The 22,539-nt window shown below is 61.9% G+C and carries 20 protein-coding genes and 1 tRNA gene; 12 read left to right on the forward strand and 9 right to left on the reverse strand.

Translation table 11 applies throughout. From position 1 onward, the window contains the following. Position 1 precedes the first annotated feature (1 nt). The gene (locus LUA85_RS05510) at positions 2-634 is read left to right on the forward strand and encodes a hypothetical protein (RefSeq protein WP_231467640.1); all 633 of its coding nucleotides are present in this window, start codon (positions 2-4) and stop codon (positions 632-634) included. Here LUA85_RS05510 and LUA85_RS05515 read toward each other — a convergent pair. Next, positions 623-1,237: a hypothetical protein gene (locus LUA85_RS05515; RefSeq protein ID WP_231467642.1), complete on the reverse strand. Its 615-nt coding sequence runs from the start codon at positions 1,235-1,237 to the stop codon at positions 623-625. The two genes, LUA85_RS05510 and LUA85_RS05515, sit on opposite strands and share 12 nt — an antisense overlap. A gap of 415 nt (positions 1,238-1,652) precedes the next feature. Then, positions 1,653-1,745: transfer RNA gene (locus LUA85_RS05520), tRNA-Ser, on the reverse strand. Between the two features lie 230 nt (positions 1,746-1,975). Between LUA85_RS05520 and LUA85_RS05525 the strand changes: the two genes are divergently transcribed. Both LUA85_RS05525 and LUA85_RS05530 read left to right on the forward strand, forming a co-directional pair. Further along, positions 1,976-2,761 (forward strand): EipA family protein, encoded by a 786-nt coding sequence (locus LUA85_RS05525; protein WP_371823653.1) that lies wholly within the window; start codon positions 1,976-1,978, stop codon positions 2,759-2,761. 147 nt (positions 2,762-2,908) lie between these two features. Beyond that, positions 2,909-4,081 (forward strand): amino acid aminotransferase, encoded by a 1,173-nt coding sequence (locus LUA85_RS05530; protein WP_231467644.1) that lies wholly within the window; start codon positions 2,909-2,911, stop codon positions 4,079-4,081. Between the two features lie 100 nt (positions 4,082-4,181). Here LUA85_RS05530 and LUA85_RS05535 read toward each other — a convergent pair whose 3' ends face one another. Then, complete coding sequence (locus tag LUA85_RS05535) at positions 4,182-5,102, reverse strand: SDR family NAD(P)-dependent oxidoreductase (protein ID WP_231467646.1); 921 nt, start codon at positions 5,100-5,102, stop codon at positions 4,182-4,184. Beyond that, on the reverse strand, positions 5,099-6,031 hold the full coding sequence (locus LUA85_RS05540; protein WP_231467648.1) for an SDR family NAD(P)-dependent oxidoreductase: 933 nt from the start codon (positions 6,029-6,031) through the stop codon (positions 5,099-5,101). The genes LUA85_RS05535 and LUA85_RS05540 overlap by 4 nt, the downstream gene beginning before the upstream one ends. A 165-nt stretch (positions 6,032-6,196) precedes the next feature. Here LUA85_RS05540 and LUA85_RS05545 point away from each other — a divergent pair, with 165 nt between their 5' ends. The 5 genes from LUA85_RS05545 to LUA85_RS05565 all read left to right on the forward strand — a co-directional run bounded on the left by LUA85_RS05545 (position 6,197) and on the right by LUA85_RS05565 (position 12,761). Next, positions 6,197-7,630 (forward strand): MFS transporter, encoded by a 1,434-nt coding sequence (locus LUA85_RS05545; RefSeq protein ID WP_231467650.1) that lies wholly within the window; start codon positions 6,197-6,199, stop codon positions 7,628-7,630. An 87-nt stretch (positions 7,631-7,717) separates the two neighbouring features. Beyond that, complete coding sequence (locus LUA85_RS05550) at positions 7,718-8,458, forward strand: nuclear transport factor 2 family protein (RefSeq protein WP_231467651.1); 741 nt, start codon at positions 7,718-7,720, stop codon at positions 8,456-8,458. A 59-nt stretch (positions 8,459-8,517) separates the two neighbouring features. After that, positions 8,518-9,948 carry an NAD-dependent succinate-semialdehyde dehydrogenase gene (locus tag LUA85_RS05555; protein ID WP_231467653.1) on the forward strand — a complete coding sequence of 477 codons (1,431 nt, stop codon included), beginning with the start codon at positions 8,518-8,520 and terminating at the stop codon, positions 9,946-9,948. A gap of 142 nt (positions 9,949-10,090) precedes the next feature. Continuing rightward, the gene (locus LUA85_RS05560; protein ID WP_231467655.1) at positions 10,091-11,143 is read left to right on the forward strand and encodes an amidohydrolase family protein; all 1,053 of its coding nucleotides are present in this window, start codon (positions 10,091-10,093) and stop codon (positions 11,141-11,143) included. A gap of 22 nt (positions 11,144-11,165) precedes the next feature. After that, the gene (locus LUA85_RS05565; protein ID WP_231467657.1) at positions 11,166-12,761 is read left to right on the forward strand and encodes an MFS transporter; all 1,596 of its coding nucleotides are present in this window, start codon (positions 11,166-11,168) and stop codon (positions 12,759-12,761) included. A 21-nt stretch (positions 12,762-12,782) separates the two neighbouring features. Here the strand turns inward: LUA85_RS05565 and LUA85_RS05570 are convergent, their stop codons facing one another. Next, complete coding sequence (locus tag LUA85_RS05570) at positions 12,783-13,898, reverse strand: NAD(P)-dependent alcohol dehydrogenase (RefSeq protein ID WP_231467659.1); 1,116 nt, start codon at positions 13,896-13,898, stop codon at positions 12,783-12,785. Beyond that, entirely contained in the window at positions 13,895-15,379 is a 1,485-nt protein-coding gene (locus LUA85_RS05575) for a carotenoid oxygenase family protein (RefSeq protein WP_231467660.1), read from the reverse strand. The genes LUA85_RS05570 and LUA85_RS05575 overlap by 4 nt, the downstream gene beginning before the upstream one ends. Before the next feature lie 65 nt (positions 15,380-15,444). Between LUA85_RS05575 and LUA85_RS05580 the strand changes: the two genes are divergently transcribed. The 3 genes from LUA85_RS05580 to LUA85_RS05590 all read left to right on the forward strand — a co-directional run bounded on the left by LUA85_RS05580 (position 15,445) and on the right by LUA85_RS05590 (position 18,597). Further along, positions 15,445-15,918, forward strand: coding sequence for a MarR family winged helix-turn-helix transcriptional regulator (locus LUA85_RS05580; RefSeq protein ID WP_231467662.1), 474 nt, complete (start codon positions 15,445-15,447; stop codon positions 15,916-15,918). 45 nt (positions 15,919-15,963) lie between these two features. Continuing rightward, positions 15,964-17,262, forward strand: coding sequence for an MFS transporter (locus LUA85_RS05585; RefSeq protein ID WP_231467664.1), 1,299 nt, complete (start codon positions 15,964-15,966; stop codon positions 17,260-17,262). A 78-nt stretch (positions 17,263-17,340) separates the two neighbouring features. Next, positions 17,341-18,597: a dipeptidase gene (locus tag LUA85_RS05590; RefSeq protein WP_231467666.1), complete on the forward strand. Its 1,257-nt coding sequence runs from the start codon at positions 17,341-17,343 to the stop codon at positions 18,595-18,597. Between the two features lie 18 nt (positions 18,598-18,615). Here LUA85_RS05590 and LUA85_RS05595 read toward each other — a convergent pair whose 3' ends face one another. Then, the gene (locus tag LUA85_RS05595) at positions 18,616-20,163 is read right to left on the reverse strand and encodes a methyl-accepting chemotaxis protein (RefSeq protein ID WP_231467668.1); all 1,548 of its coding nucleotides are present in this window, start codon (positions 20,161-20,163) and stop codon (positions 18,616-18,618) included. After that, positions 20,147-20,485 (reverse strand): hypothetical protein, encoded by a 339-nt coding sequence (locus LUA85_RS05600; protein WP_231467670.1) that lies wholly within the window; start codon positions 20,483-20,485, stop codon positions 20,147-20,149. The genes LUA85_RS05595 and LUA85_RS05600 overlap by 17 nt, the downstream gene beginning before the upstream one ends. A 206-nt stretch (positions 20,486-20,691) precedes the next feature. On the opposite strand from LUA85_RS05600, the gene LUA85_RS05605 reads away from it, so the two are divergent. After that, a complete protein-coding gene (locus LUA85_RS05605) occupies positions 20,692-21,072 on the forward strand; it encodes a VOC family protein (protein WP_231467671.1) in 381 nt (126 codons plus the stop codon). Positions 21,073-21,109: 37 nt separating this feature from the next. Here LUA85_RS05605 and LUA85_RS05610 read toward each other — a convergent pair whose 3' ends face one another. Continuing rightward, the gene (locus LUA85_RS05610; RefSeq protein ID WP_231467673.1) at positions 21,110-22,519 is read right to left on the reverse strand and encodes a short-chain fatty acyl-CoA regulator family protein; all 1,410 of its coding nucleotides are present in this window, start codon (positions 22,517-22,519) and stop codon (positions 21,110-21,112) included. Between the last annotated feature and the right edge of the window lie 20 nt (positions 22,520-22,539).

Genomic DNA, 22,539 nt, shown 5'->3' on the forward strand with positions numbered 1-22,539 from the left:
AATGGGCGGCTATGGTTCTGGCAGATATGGCGGCAGGCCCACGGCAGATGCCTCGCTGAAAATCGACCTGGCTTGGATGTTTCGCAGCGGATACGCACGGGAGGGCGAACACCGGGCCGGGAGCATAGATTGGACCCGTCAGGGCGAACCATCCGGATCGATCGGCTATCAGGCCATCATGTCCGAACCGGGCGCGGAACGGCTGGAATTGTCATACGGGCGCGGCAGCGGCGATGCACGCGAGCAAGTGCGGCAGACGGTGCGGCTCTGCTTCACGGTGCCCCACCATGGCGGCAAGCGATGGTGGATGCTTTGCCCCTTTCGACATATCCGCGTTGCCAAGCTCTACCTGCCACCCGGTGGCGACCGCTTCGCATCCCGGCAGGCATGGCGGCTGGGCTACCAATGCCAGCGGGAAGCGGTGCGGGACCGGCCCCTTGAGCGGCTATTCCGGCTGCAATACAAGTTGGGGGCAAAACGTGGCTTGGGGGCGTTTCCCAGCCGCCCCAAGGGCATGTGGCATCGGACCTATGAGCGGCACCTGGAGCGATATTGGGAGCTGGAGGAGGCTGCCAGCCGGGAGTTTCTTGCTTTCGCCAATCGCCTTATCCGACTGGACCGCTCAATCCTCTAGGATCGAAAGCCACGCCTGATAGCGGCAAGCGCACTGATCGGGGTGAGGGCACGTCTCGAAAGGAAGCATCGGAGCATCGGCAACGGGGACGCTAAGGCCGTCCAGCTTAGCGGCGGCTGAGCACGGCCCGGCTGCCATATTGGACGCATGGAACTTGGCCAAGTCGATCCCAGCCGCTTCCATGTTGCAAAGGTCGCGGCAGGTGCAGAGCGCGGTTGATATGGCGCCGCCAATGACGCTGGCTGCGCTGAGTGGATCGGCGCAACCGCTTTCGTTCAAAGTGGCGATGAATTGCGCTGACAGCTTCACGTTGGCGCGCAGTCCAAGGGCCTTGAGTGCATCCTTGTCCAGCAAGTCGCCTTGCTTCCGAAGATCATCATAGGTGACGAACCGGGTGGGGTGATCTTTGAAAGTGGCTTGGTAGAAGGCTATGGCTTCCGGCTGGTCAATAACGAGGCCCGACAGGTTCACTGCATAGGCGATTACCTCATCCCTGCCCGGACTCGTCTTCGCGGGCCGCGCGACCGGAAGCGAGGATGCCGCGCCCGACTTAGCATCGCTTCCGCTTCCGATGATCCTTTGCAGCCAATCCCGAACGGCCATAGCGTCGCCCCCTCCCGCACCAGAAGTGACTTGATTGCAAATTGGAGTGCATGAGTCACTCGCTGCGCCGAAAGCCCAGCTTTTCCGCCAATTCCAGGCATGAGCAAATCACTTCAACGTGAAAAATCGCGAGCAAGTCAATCTGACTGAGAAGTGACCATCTGCGGAAACTCGCACAAATCCGCCATTTTCAGCCGCGATTTGTCGCGTACGGTGTGGGGGTATTTACTGCTGCACTTGGGCCGGCGTTCTGCCCAGAAATGCCTTCCGGTGCCTAATAATTCTGCCCGGCTGAAAACGTGCTCTGCATCGGGGCTGTTCGCATTCGTTCAGCCTCAAGCGGGCGCGCTATCGGGGAACGGTTATGGGAACCAATGACCTTACTTGAATTTTATCAAGTAAATTCAATAGCCAGTGGCGGAGACGGAGGGATTCGAACCCTCGGTACCGGATTTACCAGTACGACGGTTTAGCAAACCGTTGGTTTCAGCCACTCACCCACGTCTCCGGATCGCAGCGGCGAAGGCGGCCTATAGCGGGGGTTATGGGGGGCGGCAAGGGGCTGGTGGGGAAAATTGAGCGGGTTTGCAAACGGGCGCCGATAATGTGGCAAAGCCGCGCTTTGGCGCGTTTCTGACTCGACTCATCGCCGGTTCATTGTGGTGGCGCCAGGCATGGATTCTGGTGCAATCGACGCAGGATGTGCCGAATGCTGGCGCTTGGGACGGGAATGACGGGATGACCATGATTCGAAACAAGGTCAGGGCGATGGCCGCCGGGCTGGCTTGCGCCTTCGCCGTGGCGACAACCGGCGTTTCGGCGCAAGTGCAGACGGTCGATCCCAATTCGGTGATCGACGGTGATCTTGCGCCATCGGCAACGCCGGTCGGTCGCGAAGCGGGAACCACGCCTGCACTTCCCGCAGAGACGGTTCCCCCTCAGACACTGCCCCCGCAGACGTTTCCGGCACCCAGCCAGTCCGCTCCTGCATCGTCGAGCGAACTGCCTGCCGCCACCGCCCAGCCTGTTCCTGCGCAAGGCACCAGCTATCGCGAGGATGACCTGATCGGTGCGGCAGAGGGCGTGTTCGGCAAGGGCGCATCGGGGCTTGCCGACCTGATCAAGGACCTGCTCAAGAAGCAGGGGCAACCCAACGCCTATATCGTAGGGCGCGAGGCGAGCGCAGCGCTGGTGGTTGGCCTGCGCTATGGCTCTGGCACCTTGCATCACAAGGTCGAAGGCGAACGCGCGGTTTACTGGACCGGGCCTTCGATCGGGTTCGATGTGGGGGCCAATGCGGCGAGCACGTTCGTTCTTGTCTACAATCTGTACGACAGCGAAGAGCTGTACGCGCGGTTTCCGGCGGGCGAGGGGCAGGCCTATCTGATCGGCGGGTTCCATGTCAGCTACTTGCGCAAGGGTGACAAGGTGCTGATCCCGGTCCGTTCGGGCGCGGGGCTGCGCCTGGGCATCAACGGCGGCTACATGAAGTTTTCGCGCACACAGAAGTGGCTGCCGTTCTGACGCCAATCCTGTTCTGAAGCGATCGGGCAATATCCGGCGCTATTCGACCGTCCATCGCGCATAAATGCAATGCAGGGGTTGCCCGCGCGGCAATCCGGTTGCATGGAGCCGCCGCGTTTGAAGCCCTCCGCAAAGGATTGCCGGACCATGCTCGAAAATCTTGCCCCTCAGCCCGCCGATGCGCTGCTGGCGCTGATCAAGCTCCACAATGCCGATCCGCGTGACGACAAGATTGATCTTGGCGTGGGCGTCTATCGCACGGCAGATGGCGCTACCCCGGTGTTCAAGGCGATCAAGGCGGCCGAAGCCCGGCTGCTCGAAACGCAAGGCTCCAAGGCCTATCTTGGTCCTGAAGGCGACATGGGTTTTGTCCATGCGCTTATCCCATACGTTTTCGGCAAGGACTTTGACCGGTCCAGGGTTGAAGGCATGCAGGCTCCCGGTGGCACCGGCGCGGTGCGGTTGGCGGTCGAAGTGGCCAAGCGTTCGGGCGTGAAGCGGCTGTGGATGGGTACGCCTTCGTGGCCCAACCATGCGCAGATCGTGGCCGCAGTGGGAATTGAACTGAAGACCTTTGGCCACATGACGGCCGATGGTCTGGCCGATCTCGAAGCGCTCAAAGCCGCGCTGGCCAGCGCAGAGCCGGGCGATGCGGTGCTGCTGCACGGCTGCTGCCACAACCCGACCGGCGTCGATTACACGCCCGCGCAGTGGGACGAGATTGCTGCCCTGCTGGTCGCGCGCAATGTTCTGCCGATCCTTGACCTTGCCTATCAGGGTCTTGGCGCGGGCATGGAAGACGATGCCTATGGCTTGCGCAAGGTGTTGAGCGTGGTGCCTGAGGCGCTGGTCGCCTATTCGTGCGACAAGAACTTCGGGCTTTATCGTGACCGGGTCGGCGCGTTCTATGTGGTAACGTCGGACGCGACCGCGCTTGCCAATGCCATGGCCAACGGCGCAACCATCGCGCGCGCATCATGGTCGATGCCGCCCGATCATGGTGCGGCTGCGGTGCGCCTGATTCTTGAGAATGCTGACCTGACCGCGATGTGGCTGGCCGAGCTGGACGACATGCGCGACCGGATGCGCTCGGTGCGCGATCGCCTTGCCGCTGCGCAGCAGGTCGGCACGATCAGCATGGCGCCGCTGGGCGTACAGAACGGCCTGTTCTCGATGCTGCCGCTGAACGGTGAACAGATCTTGGCGATCCGCGAAAAGCACGGCGTTTACATGGCCGGATCGGGCCGGATCAACATCGCGGGCCTGACTGACGGCAATATCGACCAGTTCATTGCTGCACTGGGTGATGTTGCTGGCTGAACCCATGCCCACCCCGCTGCGACGAAGTTCGCCTGCGGCTCTCTAAGTCTCGCGCCCCTCCCGCAGGCGGGAGGGGCTGGGGGTGGGCAATTGCAAATCCTCAAAAATCCGCCGCGCGAGACTTCGCGCGCGCTTCGGCGAAATTGTCGTAGCGGAACTTCTCGAAGGCCACGCGCTGATCGAAGCCGGGGTCTTTGGGATAGTCCTGATATTCGGCGATGATCTCGTCGAAGATTTCGCGCATTTCCTGTTTGTGGTCCGGGTGCGAGAAGATGTGCAGCCGGTTGGCCTTCATCGCCTCGATCGCCCGCGCGCCGATTACGTCCGGCTCCATGCCGAATTCGTGGACGCCCGCAAGCCGTTCCACAGCGGCGCTGTCTACCGCCTTCATCGTGCCTTTCAGGGCATCGGGGCGGATGTCGTCGCTGGCGTAGATGTAGCTTTTGACAAGGCCGGGGCACAGCACGGACACACCGATTTCGTACTTCAACAGCGAATAATGCAGCGATTCAGACAGGCCGCGCACCGCGAACTTGGTGGTGTTGTAGATGCCCGGCGATCCCGCCGCCAGGAACGCCGCCATCGACGCGGTGTTGACCACATGGCCGCCTTTCTGTTCGCCCGCCTTGATGCGTTCGACCATGCGCGGAACGAAGGTCATCACGCCGTTGATCACGCCGTGCAGGTTCACGCCCATCAGCCAGTCCCAATCGTCGAACGAGCTTTCCTCGATCGGTTGGAACAGGTTGACCCCGGCGTTATTGCACAGGATCGAAACCGGCCCGAACTTGGCCTCGACTTCATCGGCGGCAGCCTTGAAGCCATCGCGGCTGGCAACGTCGAGTTGCACACCCATGACTTCGCGGTTGTCGAGGCTGGCCAGTGCCTTGTCGATCGAATCCCGCCGGATGTCGGCAATCGCCACTTTGCAGCCTTCGTTCAGAAGCTGGCGGACAAGCCCGATGCCGACTCCGTTGGCGCCACCGGTGACAAAGGCGGTGCGGCCTGCAAAATCCTTCATGCCACTTCTCCGGCGGTGCGCGCTGCCTGCAACTTTTCCTGCCGGGCAATTTCCTGCGTGATCGCAGGATTGCGGAACAGCATCGCAAAGGTTTGCTTGTATTCGGGATTTTCGGGCAGGTGGGTCTGCACCGCTGCGGTCATCGCCTGCCCTCGTTCCTTCACGCCGATCAGGAATTCGGAGTGGGTCAGGATGTAGAGTTCGTCATTCAGGATGCCTTCCAGCACACGCTCGCCCACTTCTTCCTTGGTCTGGTACAGGTGCATCAGGTTGCCGCCTGCCTGACGACGCTTGTCGGCCTCGGCATAGCCGGTATCGGCAAGGTCGGCGGGGCGCGTCTTGGCGGCATCGGCGATGTTCGATTGCACCGCGCCGGGGCAGAATGCGCTGCAGATCACGCCGCGCGACTCCAGTTCGGGACGCATGCATTCCATCATCGCGGTAACAGCGGCCTTGCCCGATGAATAGATCGTGGTTCCGCCCACCGGGACCAGCGCAGACATCGATGCGGTGCACACGATATGCCCGCCTTCGCCATGCGCCAGCATGCGCGGAAGGACCGTGACGATGCCGTTGACGGTGCCGCCCACGTTCACACCCATAACCCAGTCCCAATCGGCAAAGGTCGCCAATTCGGTCGGCCCGACGACGGCAACGCCTGCGTTGTTCACAAGGATATGGATCTTGCCGAACTTTGCCTCGGTCGCGTCGGCAGCTTCGGCAAATTGTGCGCGGTTGGTCACGTCCAGCTTCACGGCCAGTACGCGATCACCGCCGTCAAGTTCAGCCACAGCCGAATCGAGATGGTCCTGGCGAATATCGGCAATGGTCACGTTCATGCCCGCGCCCAGCAGCGCCTTGGCGATTCCCAGGCCGATTCCGCTTGCGCCTCCGGTTACGAAGGCCGTCTTTTCCGGCAGGTTCTGCATAGATCCTCTCCTTTTTTGGCTGTCCCTCAAGCCCATGGGCGGGCTTGGAGAATCATTTTTCGCCTTTTCTATTCACCAGCCGGAATTTGTATGCAAGACTAACAATATCGCAGCACTGACAAGGCCCCCGGAAAAAGGGGCCGGAGCGCGACGAGAGGAGATGTCATGGCAGGTGTCGTCGTTGCGGCAAGTCCCGGTGGGAGCGGGTCGGCAGAAGGTTTCCAAGGTGCATGTTCTCAGGCCGCAGGGGCTGAACGGCAATGGCCTTCCACGCGGGCTGCCTACTGGGCGCTGTTCGTCATCATTCTGGCGACGTTCCTCAACTTTTTCGATCAGACCGTGTTTGGCATGCTGGCGCAGCGGGTGAAGGTTGATTTCGGATTGACCGACGAACAGCTTGGTTTCCTTGGCGGGCCAGCCACGATCATCTTCTTCGTGTTTGCGGGGATACCGCTGGCGCGGCTGGCCGATCTTTATCCCCGCAAATACGTGTTGGCAGGCGGCATGGCAGCCACCGGGGCGGTCATGGGACTTGGCGGAATGGCGCAGGGCTTTGCTCAGTTCGTCGGAAGCCGCATGTTCCTGGGCGCGGGCGGCTCTGCCCATGCACCTGCGGCTTATTCGATGATTGCAGACTACTTTCCGCCCAAAAAGATCACGCGGGCGTTCTCGCTGCTGCAACTGGGTTTCATCGGCGGATCGACTATCGGTGTGCTGGCTGGCGGCAAGCTGATCGTGATGCTGGCGGGCTGGCCGGATCAGACCGTGCTGGGCCTGCACGTCCACAACTGGCAGTTGATCCTGCTGGGGCAGGCTGCCATGGGATTGATGGCGGCAGGATTGCTGCTGACGGTAAAGGAGCCGCCACGCCTGCTTTCGGCGCGTTCGTCCGTGGTCGGTGCGCCCCCTGTCAAAAGCCTTGGGCAGCGCATCATCGCTTTCACGGGGCTTGATGCGGCCAAGGCCATCCACGCGCGGGGGCGGGTTTATTATCCGCTGTTCATCGGGCTTGCGCTGTCTGCGATCGAAACCTTCGGTCTGGCCTTCTGGCGGGTGCCGTTCATGATTCGAACGTATGGCTGGGACGAGGCGCAGATCGGCATGGTCATGGCGCCGATGTTGCTGGTTTCGCAACTCGCGGGGATATTCTTCGGCGGCTTCTTCGTCGAATGGCTGGCCAGGCGCTATGCCGATGCAAATGTGCGCGCGGCCACGATCCTGTTCGGGCTGGTCACGGTCTGCGCCGTCGCCTCGCCGATGATGCCCACGGGCGAGGCGAGCCTTGCCGTGATGGCGCTGGGCGGCATGTTCGGTCTTGCCGGGGCGGTGCCGCAGAATGCCGCGATCCAGCGCATTGCGCCCAATGAAATGCGGGGGCAGGTGACGGCCATCTATTTGTTCATGTTCACCTTTTTTGGCGCAATGGGCAGTTTCGTGGTGGGCACGGTGGCACAGCGCGTGGTCGGGGTCGAGGCGGACTTGTGGAAGGCGCTGGTCATCACCGCCGGTGTGCTTTTGCCGATCGCCACTTTGGCGATGTTCTTCGGCATCCGCCCCTACCGCGAAGAAGTGGCACGGCTTGAAGCTGCGGGGATCTGATTTTCATCAGCGCGTCATCGACCGTTGACAGGCCGGTTGTAGTCGCGCAATTGTTAGTAACACAAACTAAATCCATGGGAGCTGGACGTGTCTGATACCAACCAGATTGCCGCGCTTGAAAACCGCCTGGCCGACCTTGAACAGCGCCTTGCGCTGCGTGAGGATGAACTCGACATCCGCAAATTGCAGCACCTTTACGGCTACCTGATCGACAAATGCCTGTATAACGAAACGGTGGACCTGTTCACCGATGATGGCGAAGTGCGCTTCTTCGGCGGTGTATGGAAAGGCAAGGAGGGCGTGCGCCGCCTCTATGTCGAACGCTTCCAGAAGCGCTTTACTTATGGCAACAATGGCCCGATCGACGGTTTCCTGCTGGATCATCCGCAGTTGCAGGACATCATCAATGTCCAGCCTGATGGCGTTACAGCTTATGGTCGCGCCCGCTCGATGATGCAGGCTGGCCGCCACAAGGATTATGAAGGCGATGCTCCACACCTCAAGGCGCGCCAGTGGTGGGAAGGCGGCATCTACGAAAACACCTACAAGAAGGTGGACGGCATCTGGCGGATGCACAGCCTGAACTACATGCCGATCTGGCATGGCCACTATGAATCCGGCTGGGCCAACACCCCGCCTGAATTCGTGCCTTTCCCGAAGTTGACTTACCCCGAAGACCCGACCGGACCCGACGTTCTGATCGAGGACAACTGGCTGTGGCCGACGCACAAGATCACGCCGTTCCACATGAAGCACCCGGTGACGGGCGAGGAAATCGTCGCGCAGCGCTGGCAGGGTGACATCGACCGCGAGAACACGAAGAAGTAATGGATTGCGGGCGGGGGCAAGGTTCCGTCCTGCTCCCGCCCGCAACAAATGGAATTGCCATGACCCAATATCCCTCTCTCCACATGATCATCGATGGCCAGCAGATTGCAGGCGGCGGTCGCCGCACGCACGCTGTCGTCAATCCCGCCACGGGTGAAACCATCGGCGAGTTGCCGCTGGCCGATGCAGCAGACCTCGACCGCGCGCTTGAAGTTGCTGCCGAAGGTTTTCGCATCTGGCGTAACAGCACGCCGCAACAGCGCGCTGCCGTACTGCAAGGCGCGGCCCGGTTGATGGTCGAGCGGCAGGAAGACCTAGCGCGGATCGCCACGATGGAGGAGGGCAAGACCCTTGCCGAAGCGCGCATCGAAGTGATGATGAACGTTGGGCTGTTCAATTTCTATGCGGGCGAAGTGTTCCGCATCTATGGCCGCACCTTGGTTCGCCCGGCGGGTATGCGCAGCACGGTCACGCATGAACCGGTCGGCCCGGTCGCGGCGTTTGCGCCGTGGAACTTCCCGCTCGGCAATCCCGGCCGCAAGCTCGGCGCGCCGATTGCAGCGGGCTGCTCTGTGATCCTCAAGGCGGCGGAAGAAACCCCGGCTTCGGCGCTGGGTGTGCTCCAATGCCTGCTCGATGCAGGGTTGCCCGCCCAAGTGGCGCAGGCCGTGTTCGGTGTGCCGGACGAGGTCAGCCGCCATCTGCTCGGCTCGCCCATCATCCGCAAGCTGTCGTTCACCGGATCGACCGTGATCGGCAAGCATCTCGCCCGGCTTGCCACAGACAACATGCTGCGCACCACGATGGAACTGGGGGGGCACGGACCCGTGCTGGTCTTTGCCGATGCCGACATTGATCGTGTGCTCGATACCGTGGTTCCGCACAAATTCCGCAACGCCGGGCAGGTCTGCGTTTCTCCCACCCGCTTCATCGTGGAAGAAGGCGTGTTCGACCGCTTCCGTGACGGGTTTGTGGAACGGGCCAAAGCGATCAAGGTCGGCAACGGGCTTGAAGAAGGCTCGCAGATGGGACCAATGGCCAACCCCCGCCGCCCCGAAGCGATGGACCACCTGATCGGCGATGCCACCGCGCGCGGGGCAAAGCTGCACACTGGCGGGCAGCGTGTTGGCAACGCGGGCTATTTCTATGCGCCCACGGTCCTGTCGGAAATCCCGCTGGATGCTCTGATCATGAACGAAGAACCGTTCGGCCCGGTGGCGCTGCTGAACGCCTATAGTGGCGAAGATGCGATGATCGCCGAGGCGAACCGCCTGCCTTATGGTCTTGCCGCCTATGCCTGGACCGATAGCGCCGCGCGCCAGAAGCGGCTCGCCCGTGAGATCGAGACGGGGATGCTGGGGCTGAACACGACCATGATCGGTGGATCGGATTCCCCGTTCGGTGGGGTCAAGTGGTCTGGCCACGGTGCAGAAGATGGCCCGGAAGGCCTGATGGCCTGCCTTGTCACCAAAGCGGTGCACGAAGGCTGAGTTATTATTCCTCCCCGGCACGGGGAGGGGGACCATGCAAAGCATGGTGGAGGGGCGCCTCCGCAAAGTGCTGGTTTATTGGGCCTGTGCCCCTCCACCAGCCTGCGGCTGGTCCCCCTCCCCGTGCCGGGGAGGAGCGACGATGCAAGATCTGAAAACCGGCGGGGGCCAAGGCTACCTGCGTATCGCCACCGAAGAGGCTTTCGCCACGCGCGAACAGGTCGATGCGTTCCTGCGCATGATCAAGGACGGCACGGCGGACAAGGGCATGGTCTCGCTCTGGGGCTTCTACGGCACGTCGCCGTCGGAACGCGCCACGCAGATTCTCGAACGCCTGCTCGATCTGGGCGAACGCCGCATTGCCGATATGGACGCCGCTGGCATCGACAAGGCAATTCTCGCGCTGACCTCGCCCGGCGTGCAGCCGATACTCGACACCGAAGAAGCCAGGGGCATCGCCGCCCGCGCCAACAATCTTTTGGCCGACGCTTGCGAGAAGTATCCTGATCGCTTCATCGGCATGGGCACGGTGGCCCCGCAAGACCCGGAATGGTCGGCGCAAGAGATTCATCGCGGCGCAAAGGAGCTGGGCTTCAAGGGCATCCAGATCAACAGCCACACGCAGGGCCGCTATCTGGACGAGGAATTCTTCGACCCGATCTTCCGTGCCCTGGTCGAGGTGGACCAGCCGCTCTACATCCACCCGGCAACATCACCCGATTCCATGATCGGCCCGATGCTCGAAGCGGGCCTTGATGGCGCGGTATTCGGGTTCGGCGTTGAAACCGGGATGCATCTGCTGCGCCTGATCACCATCGGCATTTTCGACAAGTACCCGACCTTGCAGATCATGGTCGGCCACATGGGCGAGGCGCTGCCCTACTGGCTTTACCGGCTTGATTACATGCATCAGGCAGGCGTCCGTTCGCAGCGCTATGAACGCATGAAGCCGCTGAAAAAGACCATCGCCGAATATCTGAAGTCGAACGTGCTCGTCACCAATTCGGGCGTGGCGTGGGAACCGGCGGTCAAGTTCTGCCAGCAGGTCATGGGCGAAGACCGCGTGATGTACGCGATGGATTACCCGTACCAGTATGTGCCGCAGGAAGTGCATGCCATGGACGCCATGGACATGAGCGCAGAAACGAAGAAGAAGTTCTTCCAGACAAACGCCGAGCGCTGGTTCAAGCTGTGACTCAGGTGTGGAGAGGAACGCCATGACCACGCAACCACGCCGCGATCTCGCACCGGGAGCATGGTACGCGCTTGTCCTCGTCGCGCTGACCAATGCGATGAGCCTGCTCGACAGGCAGATTCTCGCGATCCTCGCCCCTGCGATCAAGGCTGACCTCAAGATTGGCGATGCCGAGATGGGGCTGCTTTACGGCACCGTGTTTGCGTTGTTCTATGCGCTGTTCTCGCTGCCGGTGGGGCGGCTTGCCGATGGCTGGGTGCGTACGCGCCTGCTGGCGGTCAGCCTTCTGTTCTGGTCTGCGGCAACCGGGCTTGCCGGTTTCGCCAGCAGTTTCACATTGCTGGCCTTGTCTCGGCTGGGCGTTGGGATTGGTGAGGCCGCGACGCAGCCTGCCGGAACCTCGCTGATCTACGATTTCTGGCCGAAACACCGGCGCGGGTTCGTGATGTCGGTCATGGCGTCTGCCGTGGCGCTGGGGCTTGGCGGTTCGCTTATCCTTGGCGGCGTGGCGGCGCATTGGTGGGACGTCACATATGCCGCAGGGGCGGCGCCGGGCGGCCTGCGCGGCTGGCAGTTTGCATTTCTGGTGGCGGCGGCGCCGGGCTTTGTGCTGGCAGCGGTCATGTGGCGCCTGAAGGAACCGGTGCGCGGGCAGATGGACGGGATCGCCACTGCGCCTGATCCGCACCCCTTCCGTGCCAGCTTTGCGCTGCTCGGATCGGTAACGCCGGGGTTCCACTGGCTGGGCATGAAGGGCCGGGGCGCGAGCGCTGGCATGGTGCGCGGCAACCTGCTGGCGCTGGCGTTGATCGTGGGGGCCGCCGCTGGCCTGACCGTGATCAGCAGCGCGATCAGTCCCAAGCCGCTGATGGTGCTTGGCGGCATTTCGCTCAACCCACATGCGTTGCAATGGACCGTCATCGGGCTGGGCGTGTTCGTGATCGTCAACTTGCTGCAAGGCATGAAGATGGGTGATGCTCAGGCGTTTCGCGTGATTACGCGTTCACCCACATTGCTGATGTGCATTGCGGTGGGGACGCTGCAATGTTCGCTCAATTACGGGATGATGGCGTTCAACCCCAGCTTCCTGATCCGCACTTACGGGTTGACGATGCAGGAAACGGCGTTGCAGTTCGGCCTGCTCTCGGCCGGGATGGGCATTCTAGGCCCGCTGGCGTGGGGTCCGCTGTCCGATTGGCTCAACCAGCGCTTTCCCGGCAGCGGGCGGGCTTGGGTGGGGCTTTTCGCGATGGGTGTATCGCCGCTGCTGTCGTTCTGGGTCTATTTCGCGCCTGATCCCGGCAGCTTTTACCTGCGCTTCCTGCTGTACAGCTTCATCCTGACCGGGTGGATGCCGCCGCTATATGCGATCCTGTACGATCAGGTTCTGCCCCGGATGCGCGGGCTTACGGCCAGTTTCTACCTGCTGGTGATGACCATTCTGGGCATGGGCATCGGCCCTTATGTGGTCGGGCTGCTGTCAGACGCAACCGGTTCCCTGCGCACCGCCATGCTGTCGATCAATGTTGTGGCGGTGCCGATCGTGCTGCTTCTGGTCCTGATCGCAAGACGTGCCGAGCGCGACGAAGCGGCATTGCTGGAGAGGGCGGCGGGGTAGAAGGCTACCCCGCCAGCCGGTTCACGCAACCGAGACTTTCAGCACAGGCTTGATAACGCGTCCGCTTTCGCTCGCTTCGAAGGCTTCGTTGATGTCGTCGAACGCGAACGTCTCGATCAGCCGGTCGAACGGATAGCGCCCGGCCAAATGGTGTTCGATCAACTGCGGAATGAACACCTGGGGGTCGCTGTCGCCCTCAAGGATGCCCATCACCCGTTTGCCGCCGCCCATCAGCGAAGTTTCGTTGAAGTGCAGCATGGCATCGGCGTCCGATGCGCCGACAAGGCCGAGGATTCCGCGCGGGGCAAGCAGGCCGAAGGCAAGTTCGATCAGTTTGCCAAGACCGGTGGTGTCGAAGGCATAGTTCAGACCTTCAGGGCATATCTCGCCCAGTGCCGCCGCAACATCGCCATCACCTTTGATCGTATGCGTTGCCCCCAGTTCGCGGGCGAGCGCCAGGCGGCTGTCATGCAGATCGATCGCGATGATCGGATCGGCCCCGGCAATCCGCGCCGCCATGATCGCGGACAGACCGACCGCGCCAGCACCGAACACGGCAAGCGAGCGTCCGGCCTTGACCGCCATCGAATTGAGCACCGCACCTGCCCCGGTCTGAAGCCCGCAGCCCAGCGGGCCAAGCAGTTCCAGCGGTACGTCTTTGGCATTCGCAGGCACCTTCACCACGTTGCGTTCCGTAGCGATCGCATGGGTGGCGAACGAGGACTGGCCGAAGAAGTGGCTGTGGACCGGGCCTTGCGCCGTGCTGATCGCCATGCTGCCATCGGGGCGGGCGCTGGCGAAGTTGTGCAGCCCGAAGTCATAGCAATAGGCAGGCGCGTCGTCCGCGCAGTTGGGGCAGGCGCCGCAACTGGCGAATGACAGCACTACGGCGTCACCGGGGACGAGCGTTGTTACTCCTGCACCCACGGCTTCGACCACGCCCGATCCCTCATGCCCAAGAACGACTGGCAACGGGACCGGCAATTGTCGGTCCCGCACGGCCATGTCGGTATGGCACACGCCGGCACCGACGATGCGAACAAGCACCTCGCCCGCGCGGGGGGCATCGATCCGGGCTTCCTCGATGGAAAATCCGGCTTGCCCTTCACGGCACACCGCAGCGCGAATTGCCGTCATGCTGCGACCATTCCCTCGGCCAGACCGATCTGGTCGGCGTTGGCCCAGTTGCCGTGCAGGCCAAAGCGCAAGCGGATGGGCACGGCCACGCGCGCCACCGGTCCTTTTTCGATGTCGAGAGCATCAAGGATCAGCAGGTCGGAACGCAATTCGTCGATACGGTTGCAGACCATTACGATCCAGCCTTCGCCTTCGGGAGCATCCTTGCTGCGTGGTACGAAGCACGGTTCCTGCAGCGTTGCCGTCGGCCCGCACCACCAGTGCTGTTCCGTGCCGGTTTGCAGATCGAGCAGGCACAAGCTGTTGAGCAGCATGCCGGAAATGCTCCGTACCGAAGTGTCGACCGGCTTGGTCGGATCGATTTCCAGCATCCAGCCATAGCGATAGGGCAGTCCGGTGAAGCGATCGTCGATGCGAGGAAATTCGCCGATCGATTCGCTCAGCCGGGTGATGGCGGCAAAGTCTTCGCTGTTGGACGAAAGGTCGACCGTCCATCGTGTCGGTCGGCTTGATCCCGCCACGGGATCGAACGGGGCACCATCGACGTCGGGAAAGAACGGGAACATGTTGTTCGGCGCTTCAGGCACGTCGATGTGGACTTTGGTGCCTTCCTGGAACGCGTTGAAAACGTGGCTGGCAAAGCAGTTGTCGCGCTTGAACCAGCGGATATCGGCATCGGTTACGGCGTCACGGCGCGGAATAACGCCGAGGTAGACCGGCATCTTCGTGTCGAAGCCGAAGTGCGGCAGGCCCTTTTCGAGACGCTCCCAGCTGCCGATCGATGGCACGATGTGCAGCACGAGATAGTCCTCGGTGATGCCGAAATCGTGCATCATGCAGTAGTAAGGCACCTTGAACCAGATTTCGCGGATCAGTTCGCCTGCCGGGCTGATTTCCATGTAAGTCACGTCGTCGGTGCACAGGCCCGACGCGGCATAGCCGATGGCGACCATGTTGCCGGTCTTCGGATCGATCTTGGGGTGTGCGGTAAAGGTCTGGCCGGTCATCTTGCCGCCGAACTTTTCAAAGCCGAACGTCTCCATCGTGGCCGGGTCCATCACCAGCGCGGGACTGTCTTCCTTCATCGCCCACAATTTTCCGGCAAAGATGAAGGCGTTGGTGTTGGCGGTGGAGCGGTATTCGCCCTTCACGCTTTCGTCATCGGTCAGCGGGTTGCGGTAAGCGCCGAACAGGCCCTTGCCCGCCGCCCTTTCCAGCTTCCACTTGTCGGTCTTGGCCCAGCGCTGGCGGAAATCCACCTGGCCGTCGTGGATGTGGAAGCGGGTGATCATGCCATCACCGTTGAAGGCAATGTCATCGCCCAGCCGGGGAGGAAACTGCGCGTCAGGCTGGACGCGATAGAAAGCGCCGTTTAACCCTGCGGGAATCGTGCCTTCGTGGGCAAGATCGGCGATGTCCGCTTCAATCCGCGACGGTGTGTTGAATCCCGTGAAGCCGGGGGTATCGGGAAATTGTGCCATGGTATCCTCCTGCTGATATTGTATGTATTGCTAACAATTAGACAAGAGCATTCAGGGGCAGGTCATTGATCAGAGACAAATTCGAAGATGCGATCGCGCCGATCGGTCACACTGATGAAGCGGCCATCGGTGCCATCAATGACATCTTGGGTTTCCATATCCGCCTGGCACACGGCGCGTGTCTTCGCCATTTCACCGAAACATTCACCGACCTGGACCTGACGCAGAAACAGGTGTCGGTGCTGTGGCTGGTCGATGACCACCCCGGCATCGCCCAGACCGATCTGGCGCAGCGCCTGCGCATGGATCGCGCCACGACGATGGCGATCATCAATCGCCTGCAAGCCAAGCATTTCCTGCGGCGGGACCGTTCCGAAAAGGACGGGCGCAAGCAGGCGCTTCACCTTCAACCGGAAGGGATCGCCATGCTGGCCAGGGCCAAGCGCGCGATTGGCGAGCATGAAGCCTGGGTCAAAAGCCGCTTTTCCGACAAGGAAGTGCGGCAGTTGATCGAACTCCTTTCCCGAATCCATGAATGAGTTATATGAAATAGCAATAATCGGTTTTGAGAGGATAAGGCCCGGATGGAACAGACCCCGCGTCAGGTGATCGAGCAGACGCCGATGGGCGTCCGCCAGTGGATCGCGGTCGCCCTGATGATCGCGCTCAATGCGCTTGATGGGTTCGATGTGCTATCCAGCGCGTTCGCCGCACCGGGAATCGCCAAGGAATGGGGCATCGAGCGCGATGCTCTGGGCGTTGTCCTGTCGATGGAATTGATCGGTATGGGCTTCGGATCGGTCCTGCTTGGCGGTGCGGCAGATCGTTTCGGCCGTCGTCCGACAATTCTGACGTGCCTTATCGTCATGACAACGGGCATGGGGCTTGCCACTACCTCGCAAAGCCCCGGCAGCCTTGCCTTGTGGCGCTTCATCACCGGGCTTGGCATCGGCGGGATGCTGGCGGCGATCAACGCGGTTACAGCCGAACTGTCCAGCCTCAAGGGCCGTTCGCTGGCCATGGCTCTCATGGTGATCGGCTATCCCGCCGGCGCAACGCTGGGCGGCATCATCTCCGGCAGTCTGCTGAAGGGTGGCGACTGGCGGCTGGTGTTCGAATTCGGCGCGATTGCCACCGCCGCCTTTATACCGCTGGTGTTGATATTCGTCCCGGAAACGCCGGATTACTATGTTACCCGGCGCGAAAGCACGGCGCTCGACAAGGTCAACGCGTCGCTGCGCAAGCTGGCCTTGCCGTTTGCGACGGTCATGCCGCCTGCGCCTGCACTTGCCGACAAACCCAGTGCACTCGACATTTTCAAGCCTGGCCTGCTGCGCACCACGGTTCTGCTGACGCTGGGCTATTCGTTCCACGCAGGCACGTTTTACTACATCCTCAAGTGGACACCCAAGATCGTGGCTGATTATGGCTATTCCCAGCCAGAAGCGGCAAGCGTACTGGTAATGGCCAACATCGGCGGGGCGATCGGCGGGGCGGTATTCGGCTTTGCGATGCATCGCTTCGGCCTGAAGTGGCCAACTATCGCGATGTTGCTGGCAGGCGCGGTGGCCGTGGTCATTTTCGGCCTGGGCCGGGAAACGCTGGATGGCTGGAAGCTCGCGGTATTCTTCACCGGCTTTGCCAGCAATGCTGCCATCGTCGGGTTCTATTCGCTGTTTGCCAAAGGCTTTCCCACCCATGTCCGGGCCACCGGCACCGGCTTTGCCATTGGTGCGGGCCGGATCGGCGCGGCCGGATCGCCGATTCTGGCGGGCGTGCTGTTCACGCAGGCGGGCCTTGGCCTGTTCGGCGTTTCGGTGATCATGGCAATGGGGTCGATTGCTGCCGCTTTCTTCCTGCTGCTGTTGCGCAAGGAACTTTGACCATCCTTTTGACGGTGCACGGTTGAGCGGAGGCGGGAAACGTCGGAAGGTGCCTTGGAAACGATCGGGGAACCTGCGATGACCAAGCCATTCGTTCTGATTGCCTGCGCGGCGCTGCTGATTGCCGCCGCGCCACCGCGCAGCCCCGACGCGATTGCCGATGCTGCCTTGCGCGCGGCCCCGGTTTTCGACGGCCATAACGATGTGCCTGAGCAATTGCGCGAACGGCGCAAGAACCTGATCGACGGATTCGATTTTCGCGATACCCGTAATACCGCCGATCCGGCATCGGGCCGCGATGCGATGATGACTGATCTGGCCCGGATGAAGGCGGGCAGGGTCGGCGCGCAATTCTGGTCGGTCTATGTCTCGGCCACCCTGCCAGAGCCGCAGGCGGTGCAGGCTACGCTCGAACAGATCGATGTGACGCGCCGCCTGATCGCGCGCTATCCGGCGGATCTCCGGTTTTGCGGGGATAGTGCTTGCGTGATCGCGGCGCAGAAGGCGGGGCGCACGGCTTCGTTGATCGGCATGGAAGGCGGCCATTCCATCGGCGGATCGCTGGCAGTGCTGCGCCAGATGCATGCGCTGGGCGCGCGCTATATGACGCTCACGCACTTCAGGAACACCGCCTGGGCCGATAGCGGCACCGATGCGCCCGTGCACGATGGTTTGACCCCGTTCGGCATTTCCGTTGTCCGTGAAATGCAGCGGCTGGGAATGTTGGTCGATCTGGCCCATGTAAGCGAAGCAACGATGACAGACGCCCTCGCCACGAACGGGCCGCCGGTGATCGTCAGCCATTCAAACGCCCGCGCAATCAATCATCACCCCCGCAACATTTCCGATGCGACACTGAAGCTGATCGGCGCGAACGGCGGTATCGTGATGGTCAACTTCTACCCGCCCTATGTCGTCGAGGCGGCGCGACAGTGGGGGGCATCGCGCGATGGCGAACAGGCGCGGCTTGCCGCGCTGCATCGGGGTGATCCCGACGCTGCGAAAGCAGCGCTGGCAGCTTGGGACAAGGCCAACCCGATGCCGCGCGGGTCCTTGCGCGATGTTGCCGATCATATCGATCACATCGCGCGATTGATCGGGCCAGACCATGTGGGGCTGGGCGGCGATCTCGATGGCGTCGAGGCCACCGTCGAAGGGCTTGAGGACGTTTCGACGTATCCGGCGCTGTTTGTGGAACTCGTGCGCCGGGGCTGGTCGCAGGCCGATCTGGAAAAGCTTTCAAGCCGCAACATGCTGCGCGTGATGAAGGCGGCAGAGACTTATGCCGGTGCCCATCGCAATGATCCGCCGCTGGAGAATGAAACGGCTTTCTAGGTTTCGTCCTGCCTGGCTTCAGCTGACAGCCGCAAGCCGTCGATGGGCCGGGGCCACGTCGCCGGAGGGATTTGACCGGGTGGTCCTGAACCGTTCGACCAGCCGCTTCACGGCATTTGCCTGGCGTTGCAATCCGTGCGCCGCGGCAGTGCTTTCTTCTACCATGGCTGCGTTCTGCTGCGTGACACTGTCGATCTGCGAGAACGTCTCGCTGACGGAATGGAGTTCGCTGGCCTGAAGACCTGAATCCCTGGCGATCGTGCGGATGGAATCGCCGATGTCGCGCACATGGCGGACGATGGTGCCAAGCACGTCGCCGGTCTTGCGGACAAGCTCCACGCCCTGGCCGACTTGCGTTGACGATGCGTTGATCAGGCTTTTGATATCGTGGGCTGCATCGGCAGACCGCTGGGCCAGTGCCCGCACTTCATTTGCGACCACGGCAAAACCCTTGCCGGCATCGCCAGCGCGCGCGGCTTCCACCCCGGCATTGAGCGCAAGCAGATTGGTCTGGAAGGCGATGCCATCGATGATGGTGATGATCTGCGAAATCTCGCTGGACGAGCGCTCGATAGCGTTCATCGCGCCGACCGCGGCTTCGACCACTTCGCCCCCGGTTTCGGCATCGTGCTGGGCGGTCATGATCGATGTGCTGACATCGTCGGCAGAGGCCGCCGTCGCCTTGATCTTGCCGGTCAGGGCGTTGGTGCTGGCGCTGTTGCGTTCGAGCGCGCTGGCCTGCGCTTCCGTCCGCCGGGCAAGATCGTCCGCGGCAGAGCGGATTTCGTCAGACCCGGTGTTTATCTGGCCAACCGCGACGAGGACTTGCGAAACGATTTCATCCAGATCGGCCACCGCTGCATTGAAACTGGTGCGCAAGGGTTCGTATGCGGGGGGGAAAGGCGCGCGGATGCGGGTGGCAAGGTTGCCTTGCGCCAGCGCTTCCAGTTCGGTCCCGATGATGTCGATCACCCGCTTCTGCTCGGCCTCGATGATCGCGCGTTCTTCAGCGGCGGCCCGTTCCGTTGCTGCTTGTGCCGCACGGGCTTCGGCCTGTCTCACGATCAGCCCTTCAAGCTGATGGCACAAGGCGAGCAGCGCGCCCGCTTCGCCGATCAGCACGATGGCATGGAGCACGACGCGCATGAAATCGGGTCCGTCAGGATAGACCAGCCACGGCGCGATGAAATTGGTGGAAAGATGATGGATCGCTGTTGCGGCTGCCCCGGCCAGCACCGGGCGCCAATCCGCCAGCACCGCCAGAATCGCCAGGGTGGCAAAGAAGGTCATGTGCAGATCGATCATCATTTCCGCGCCGGACCACTGAAACAGCCAGATCATCGGAAATGCGATCAGCGAAAGGGCCATCGCGATTCTCGCGGCGGGATCGATGCTGCCTTTTGCCGCCAGCACGACGGGACCCGCCGTCATCACCAGCGCCAGGGCAATCGGCCACCCCCCGGACCCTGCCCAGATCGCGCCGACAGCGGTCACGACCGCGAAGGCCAGAACGATGGCTGCCAGCAGGCGCATGCCGTGGCGACGGAGGTCAGCGAGATCGTCCATTGGCAGTTTCCGTATTTGAACACAGGGCGGCAGGAATGCGGATGGCGAGCAAACCGGATTGCAGCGCTCGCCATCCGATGCCCTGTTGGGTGTTGAAAAGCACGGTCCCACCCGCCGGGCCGGACCCTGCAATGGCCGCGCCGCGCCGGATTTCCTGTTTCAGGATCGTCCCATCGGTATTGCCCGCAAGTGCTATGAGCAGCGTGGCCGAATCCTGGCGTGGTGCAAGCAGGGTAGTTCCCAAGATCACGACAAGCGCGCCGACCTGCCACCGGAGCAGGTGCGTGCTGAAGCCCAAATCTTGCGAACCGTTCCGCTGCATGCTGCCAGTTACCTTGGCGTTGCTTAAATCCAGGGCAGACAGGGATAAGTTTTATTACCTAACGTTTGCCGCATGGCCAACTGCGCGCCAGATAACGTGAAATCACGTTTCGCCTCGCGGTATGCGGGCCGGTCGGACTCGACCTGAGACAAGGACTGGGGCATCAGGGGGCAGTGGCCACAAGGCCCATGCAGGAGAGAAACATCATGTTCACCCACACGTTCCTTGGCACCAACGATGTCGAAAAGTCGCGCAAGTTCTATTCGGCAGTCATGGAAACGCTGGGACACACAACGGCCGTGCCGCTGCCGCATGGCACGGCGTTTCCTTCGGAAGCCGGGTCGCTGATCGTAGCCAAACCAACCAATGGCGAAGCGCATACTGTTTCCAATGGATACACCCTGGGATTCAAGGCAGCGGATGCGGCTGCTGTCGATGCGTGGCATGCGGCAGGGCTGGCCAATGGCGGCACCTGTGAAGGAGCGCCAGGCGTGCGCGTAAACGCGCCGGGGCAGCAGTACGGCGCGTACCTGCGCGATCCCGATGGCAACAAGATATGTTCGTTCGCGCCGAATCCCAATGCCTGAACCGGATAGGCGAGGGGGCAGGGCTTTGCCTGCCTCCTCACATTTCGGTAATGCCGTAGGGTACAAGGTCGCGGGCATGAGGATCGACCAGAATAGCGCGATCACTGGGTGGGAAGGCGCGCTGGTCGCAGGCGTTGCGCGGACAGATCCGGCATGAAATGCCGATGCGGGTGATCGTTTCCGGCCGGGCCAAATTCAGCCCGTCAGCATAGATGAATTCGTCTGCCAGTGCAGCTTCGCATCCCAGCGCCACGGCATAGCGGCGCGGCGGCCGGTAATAGCTGCCCGATGTCTTCACCAGCCCCTTGGCAATCGAGACGTAGCGTACGCCGTCGGGCATTTCCGCAGCCTGCACATGGATGCGGTCGGGGATCGCCACGGCTTCGTGAACCACCCACAGCGGGCATGCTCCGCCAAAGCGGGCGAATTGCAGGCGCGTGGCGGAATGGCGCTTAGTAATATTGCCGGCCATGTCCACTTTGCAGAAATACATCGGAATGCCACGCGCCTGCGGGCGTTGCAGCGTCGACAGGCGGTGGCAGGTCTGTTCGAAACTGGCACCGAAGGCTTGACGCAACTGGTCTATATCATGGCGCAATTCGCGCGCGCGTGTGCGAAACCATTCATAGGGCATGATCAACGCGCCGGCCGCGTAGTTGCCCAGTCCGACGGTCAGCAGCTGGCGGGCGGCTTCCGATTGAAGCGTCGCATTGCTGACGATAGCCGAAATTTCATCGCTGAGGGCTTCGGCAGCCAATTGGTAGGCCATCTGGAAGCGGCCAGATTCCACTGGTTGGTTCGGATCGAGCGTCAATCGGCGCGCAAGAGGATCGAACTGGCGCATCACCCCGCCGCTGCTATATGCAACCGCAATGCCGTGCGTTTCGAGCCAGCCTGCCATCTGCGCAAGGGTTGGCGACATTCCCGTGCCCGACAGGCGTATCGCCAGGCGTTCGGCTGCCCGGTCGATGATGTCTACATAGTTGTTGGCCTGGTGAAACCAGTCGCGCACTTCTTCCCATGGCAGGCGCCCGCCCGAAATGTTGTCGGAGCCGAGCGCCTCGTCGATGATTTCAAGCCTTTGCACCGAACGGCGATGCAGATCCCACAATTGCGCAAATGCGCGCGCGAAAGCAGGGTACTGTTCGGCCACGCGCTCGACCTGTTCACCGGGCAGCGTGGCACCGATCAGCGGATCGGCGGTGGCATCGCGCAGGGCGGTCAGCACCGGTTCGACACGGTCGGCAGCAAAGTCCTGCCATTCCACGGGAAAGCCTTGCTGCAAACGGTCGACAAGCGCGGGGGTCAGCGGGCGTTCGTCGTTCTCGATCTGCGAAAGGTATGACGCGCTGATGCCAAGCAGCGCGGCCATTTCACCCTGACGCAATTTGCGTGTGATGCGCAACGCTTTGAGCTGTTCGCCTGCAAAGAGGCGGCGTCTGGCCATTTCCTATCGTCCAATTTGCA

Source organism: Novosphingobium sp. CECT 9465 (genome assembly GCF_920987055.1).
Lineage (GTDB): Bacteria > Pseudomonadota > Alphaproteobacteria > Sphingomonadales > Sphingomonadaceae > Novosphingobium.

Excerpts from the sequence above, each read along its gene's own strand:
- LUA85_RS05510 (WP_231467640.1), top strand. The coding sequence starts at position 2 with ATGGGCGGCTATGGTTCTGGCAGATATGGCGGCAGGCCCACGGCAGAT.
- LUA85_RS05515 (WP_231467642.1), bottom strand. The coding sequence starts at position 1,237 with ATGGCCGTTCGGGATTGGCTGCAAAGGATCATCGGAAGCGGAAGCGAT.
- LUA85_RS05525 (WP_371823653.1), top strand. The coding sequence starts at position 1,976 with ATGACCATGATTCGAAACAAGGTCAGGGCGATGGCCGCCGGGCTGGCT.
- LUA85_RS05530 (WP_231467644.1), top strand. The coding sequence starts at position 2,909 with ATGCTCGAAAATCTTGCCCCTCAGCCCGCCGATGCGCTGCTGGCGCTG.
- LUA85_RS05535 (WP_231467646.1), bottom strand. The coding sequence starts at position 5,102 with ATGAAGGATTTTGCAGGCCGCACCGCCTTTGTCACCGGTGGCGCCAAC.
- LUA85_RS05540 (WP_231467648.1), bottom strand. The coding sequence starts at position 6,031 with ATGCAGAACCTGCCGGAAAAGACGGCCTTCGTAACCGGAGGCGCAAGC.
- LUA85_RS05545 (WP_231467650.1), top strand. The coding sequence starts at position 6,197 with ATGGCAGGTGTCGTCGTTGCGGCAAGTCCCGGTGGGAGCGGGTCGGCA.
- LUA85_RS05555 (WP_231467653.1), top strand. The coding sequence starts at position 8,518 with ATGACCCAATATCCCTCTCTCCACATGATCATCGATGGCCAGCAGATT.
- LUA85_RS05560 (WP_231467655.1), top strand. The coding sequence starts at position 10,091 with ATGCAAGATCTGAAAACCGGCGGGGGCCAAGGCTACCTGCGTATCGCC.
- LUA85_RS05565 (WP_231467657.1), top strand. The coding sequence starts at position 11,166 with ATGACCACGCAACCACGCCGCGATCTCGCACCGGGAGCATGGTACGCG.
- LUA85_RS05570 (WP_231467659.1), bottom strand. The coding sequence starts at position 13,898 with ATGACGGCAATTCGCGCTGCGGTGTGCCGTGAAGGGCAAGCCGGATTT.
- LUA85_RS05575 (WP_231467660.1), bottom strand. The coding sequence starts at position 15,379 with ATGGCACAATTTCCCGATACCCCCGGCTTCACGGGATTCAACACACCG.
- LUA85_RS05585 (WP_231467664.1), top strand. The coding sequence starts at position 15,964 with ATGGAACAGACCCCGCGTCAGGTGATCGAGCAGACGCCGATGGGCGTC.
- LUA85_RS05590 (WP_231467666.1), top strand. The coding sequence starts at position 17,341 with ATGACCAAGCCATTCGTTCTGATTGCCTGCGCGGCGCTGCTGATTGCC.
- LUA85_RS05595 (WP_231467668.1), bottom strand. The coding sequence starts at position 20,163 with ATGGACGATCTCGCTGACCTCCGTCGCCACGGCATGCGCCTGCTGGCA.
- LUA85_RS05600 (WP_231467670.1), bottom strand. The coding sequence starts at position 20,485 with ATGCAGCGGAACGGTTCGCAAGATTTGGGCTTCAGCACGCACCTGCTC.
- LUA85_RS05605 (WP_231467671.1), top strand. The coding sequence starts at position 20,692 with ATGTTCACCCACACGTTCCTTGGCACCAACGATGTCGAAAAGTCGCGC.
- LUA85_RS05610 (WP_231467673.1), bottom strand. The coding sequence starts at position 22,519 with ATGGCCAGACGCCGCCTCTTTGCAGGCGAACAGCTCAAAGCGTTGCGC.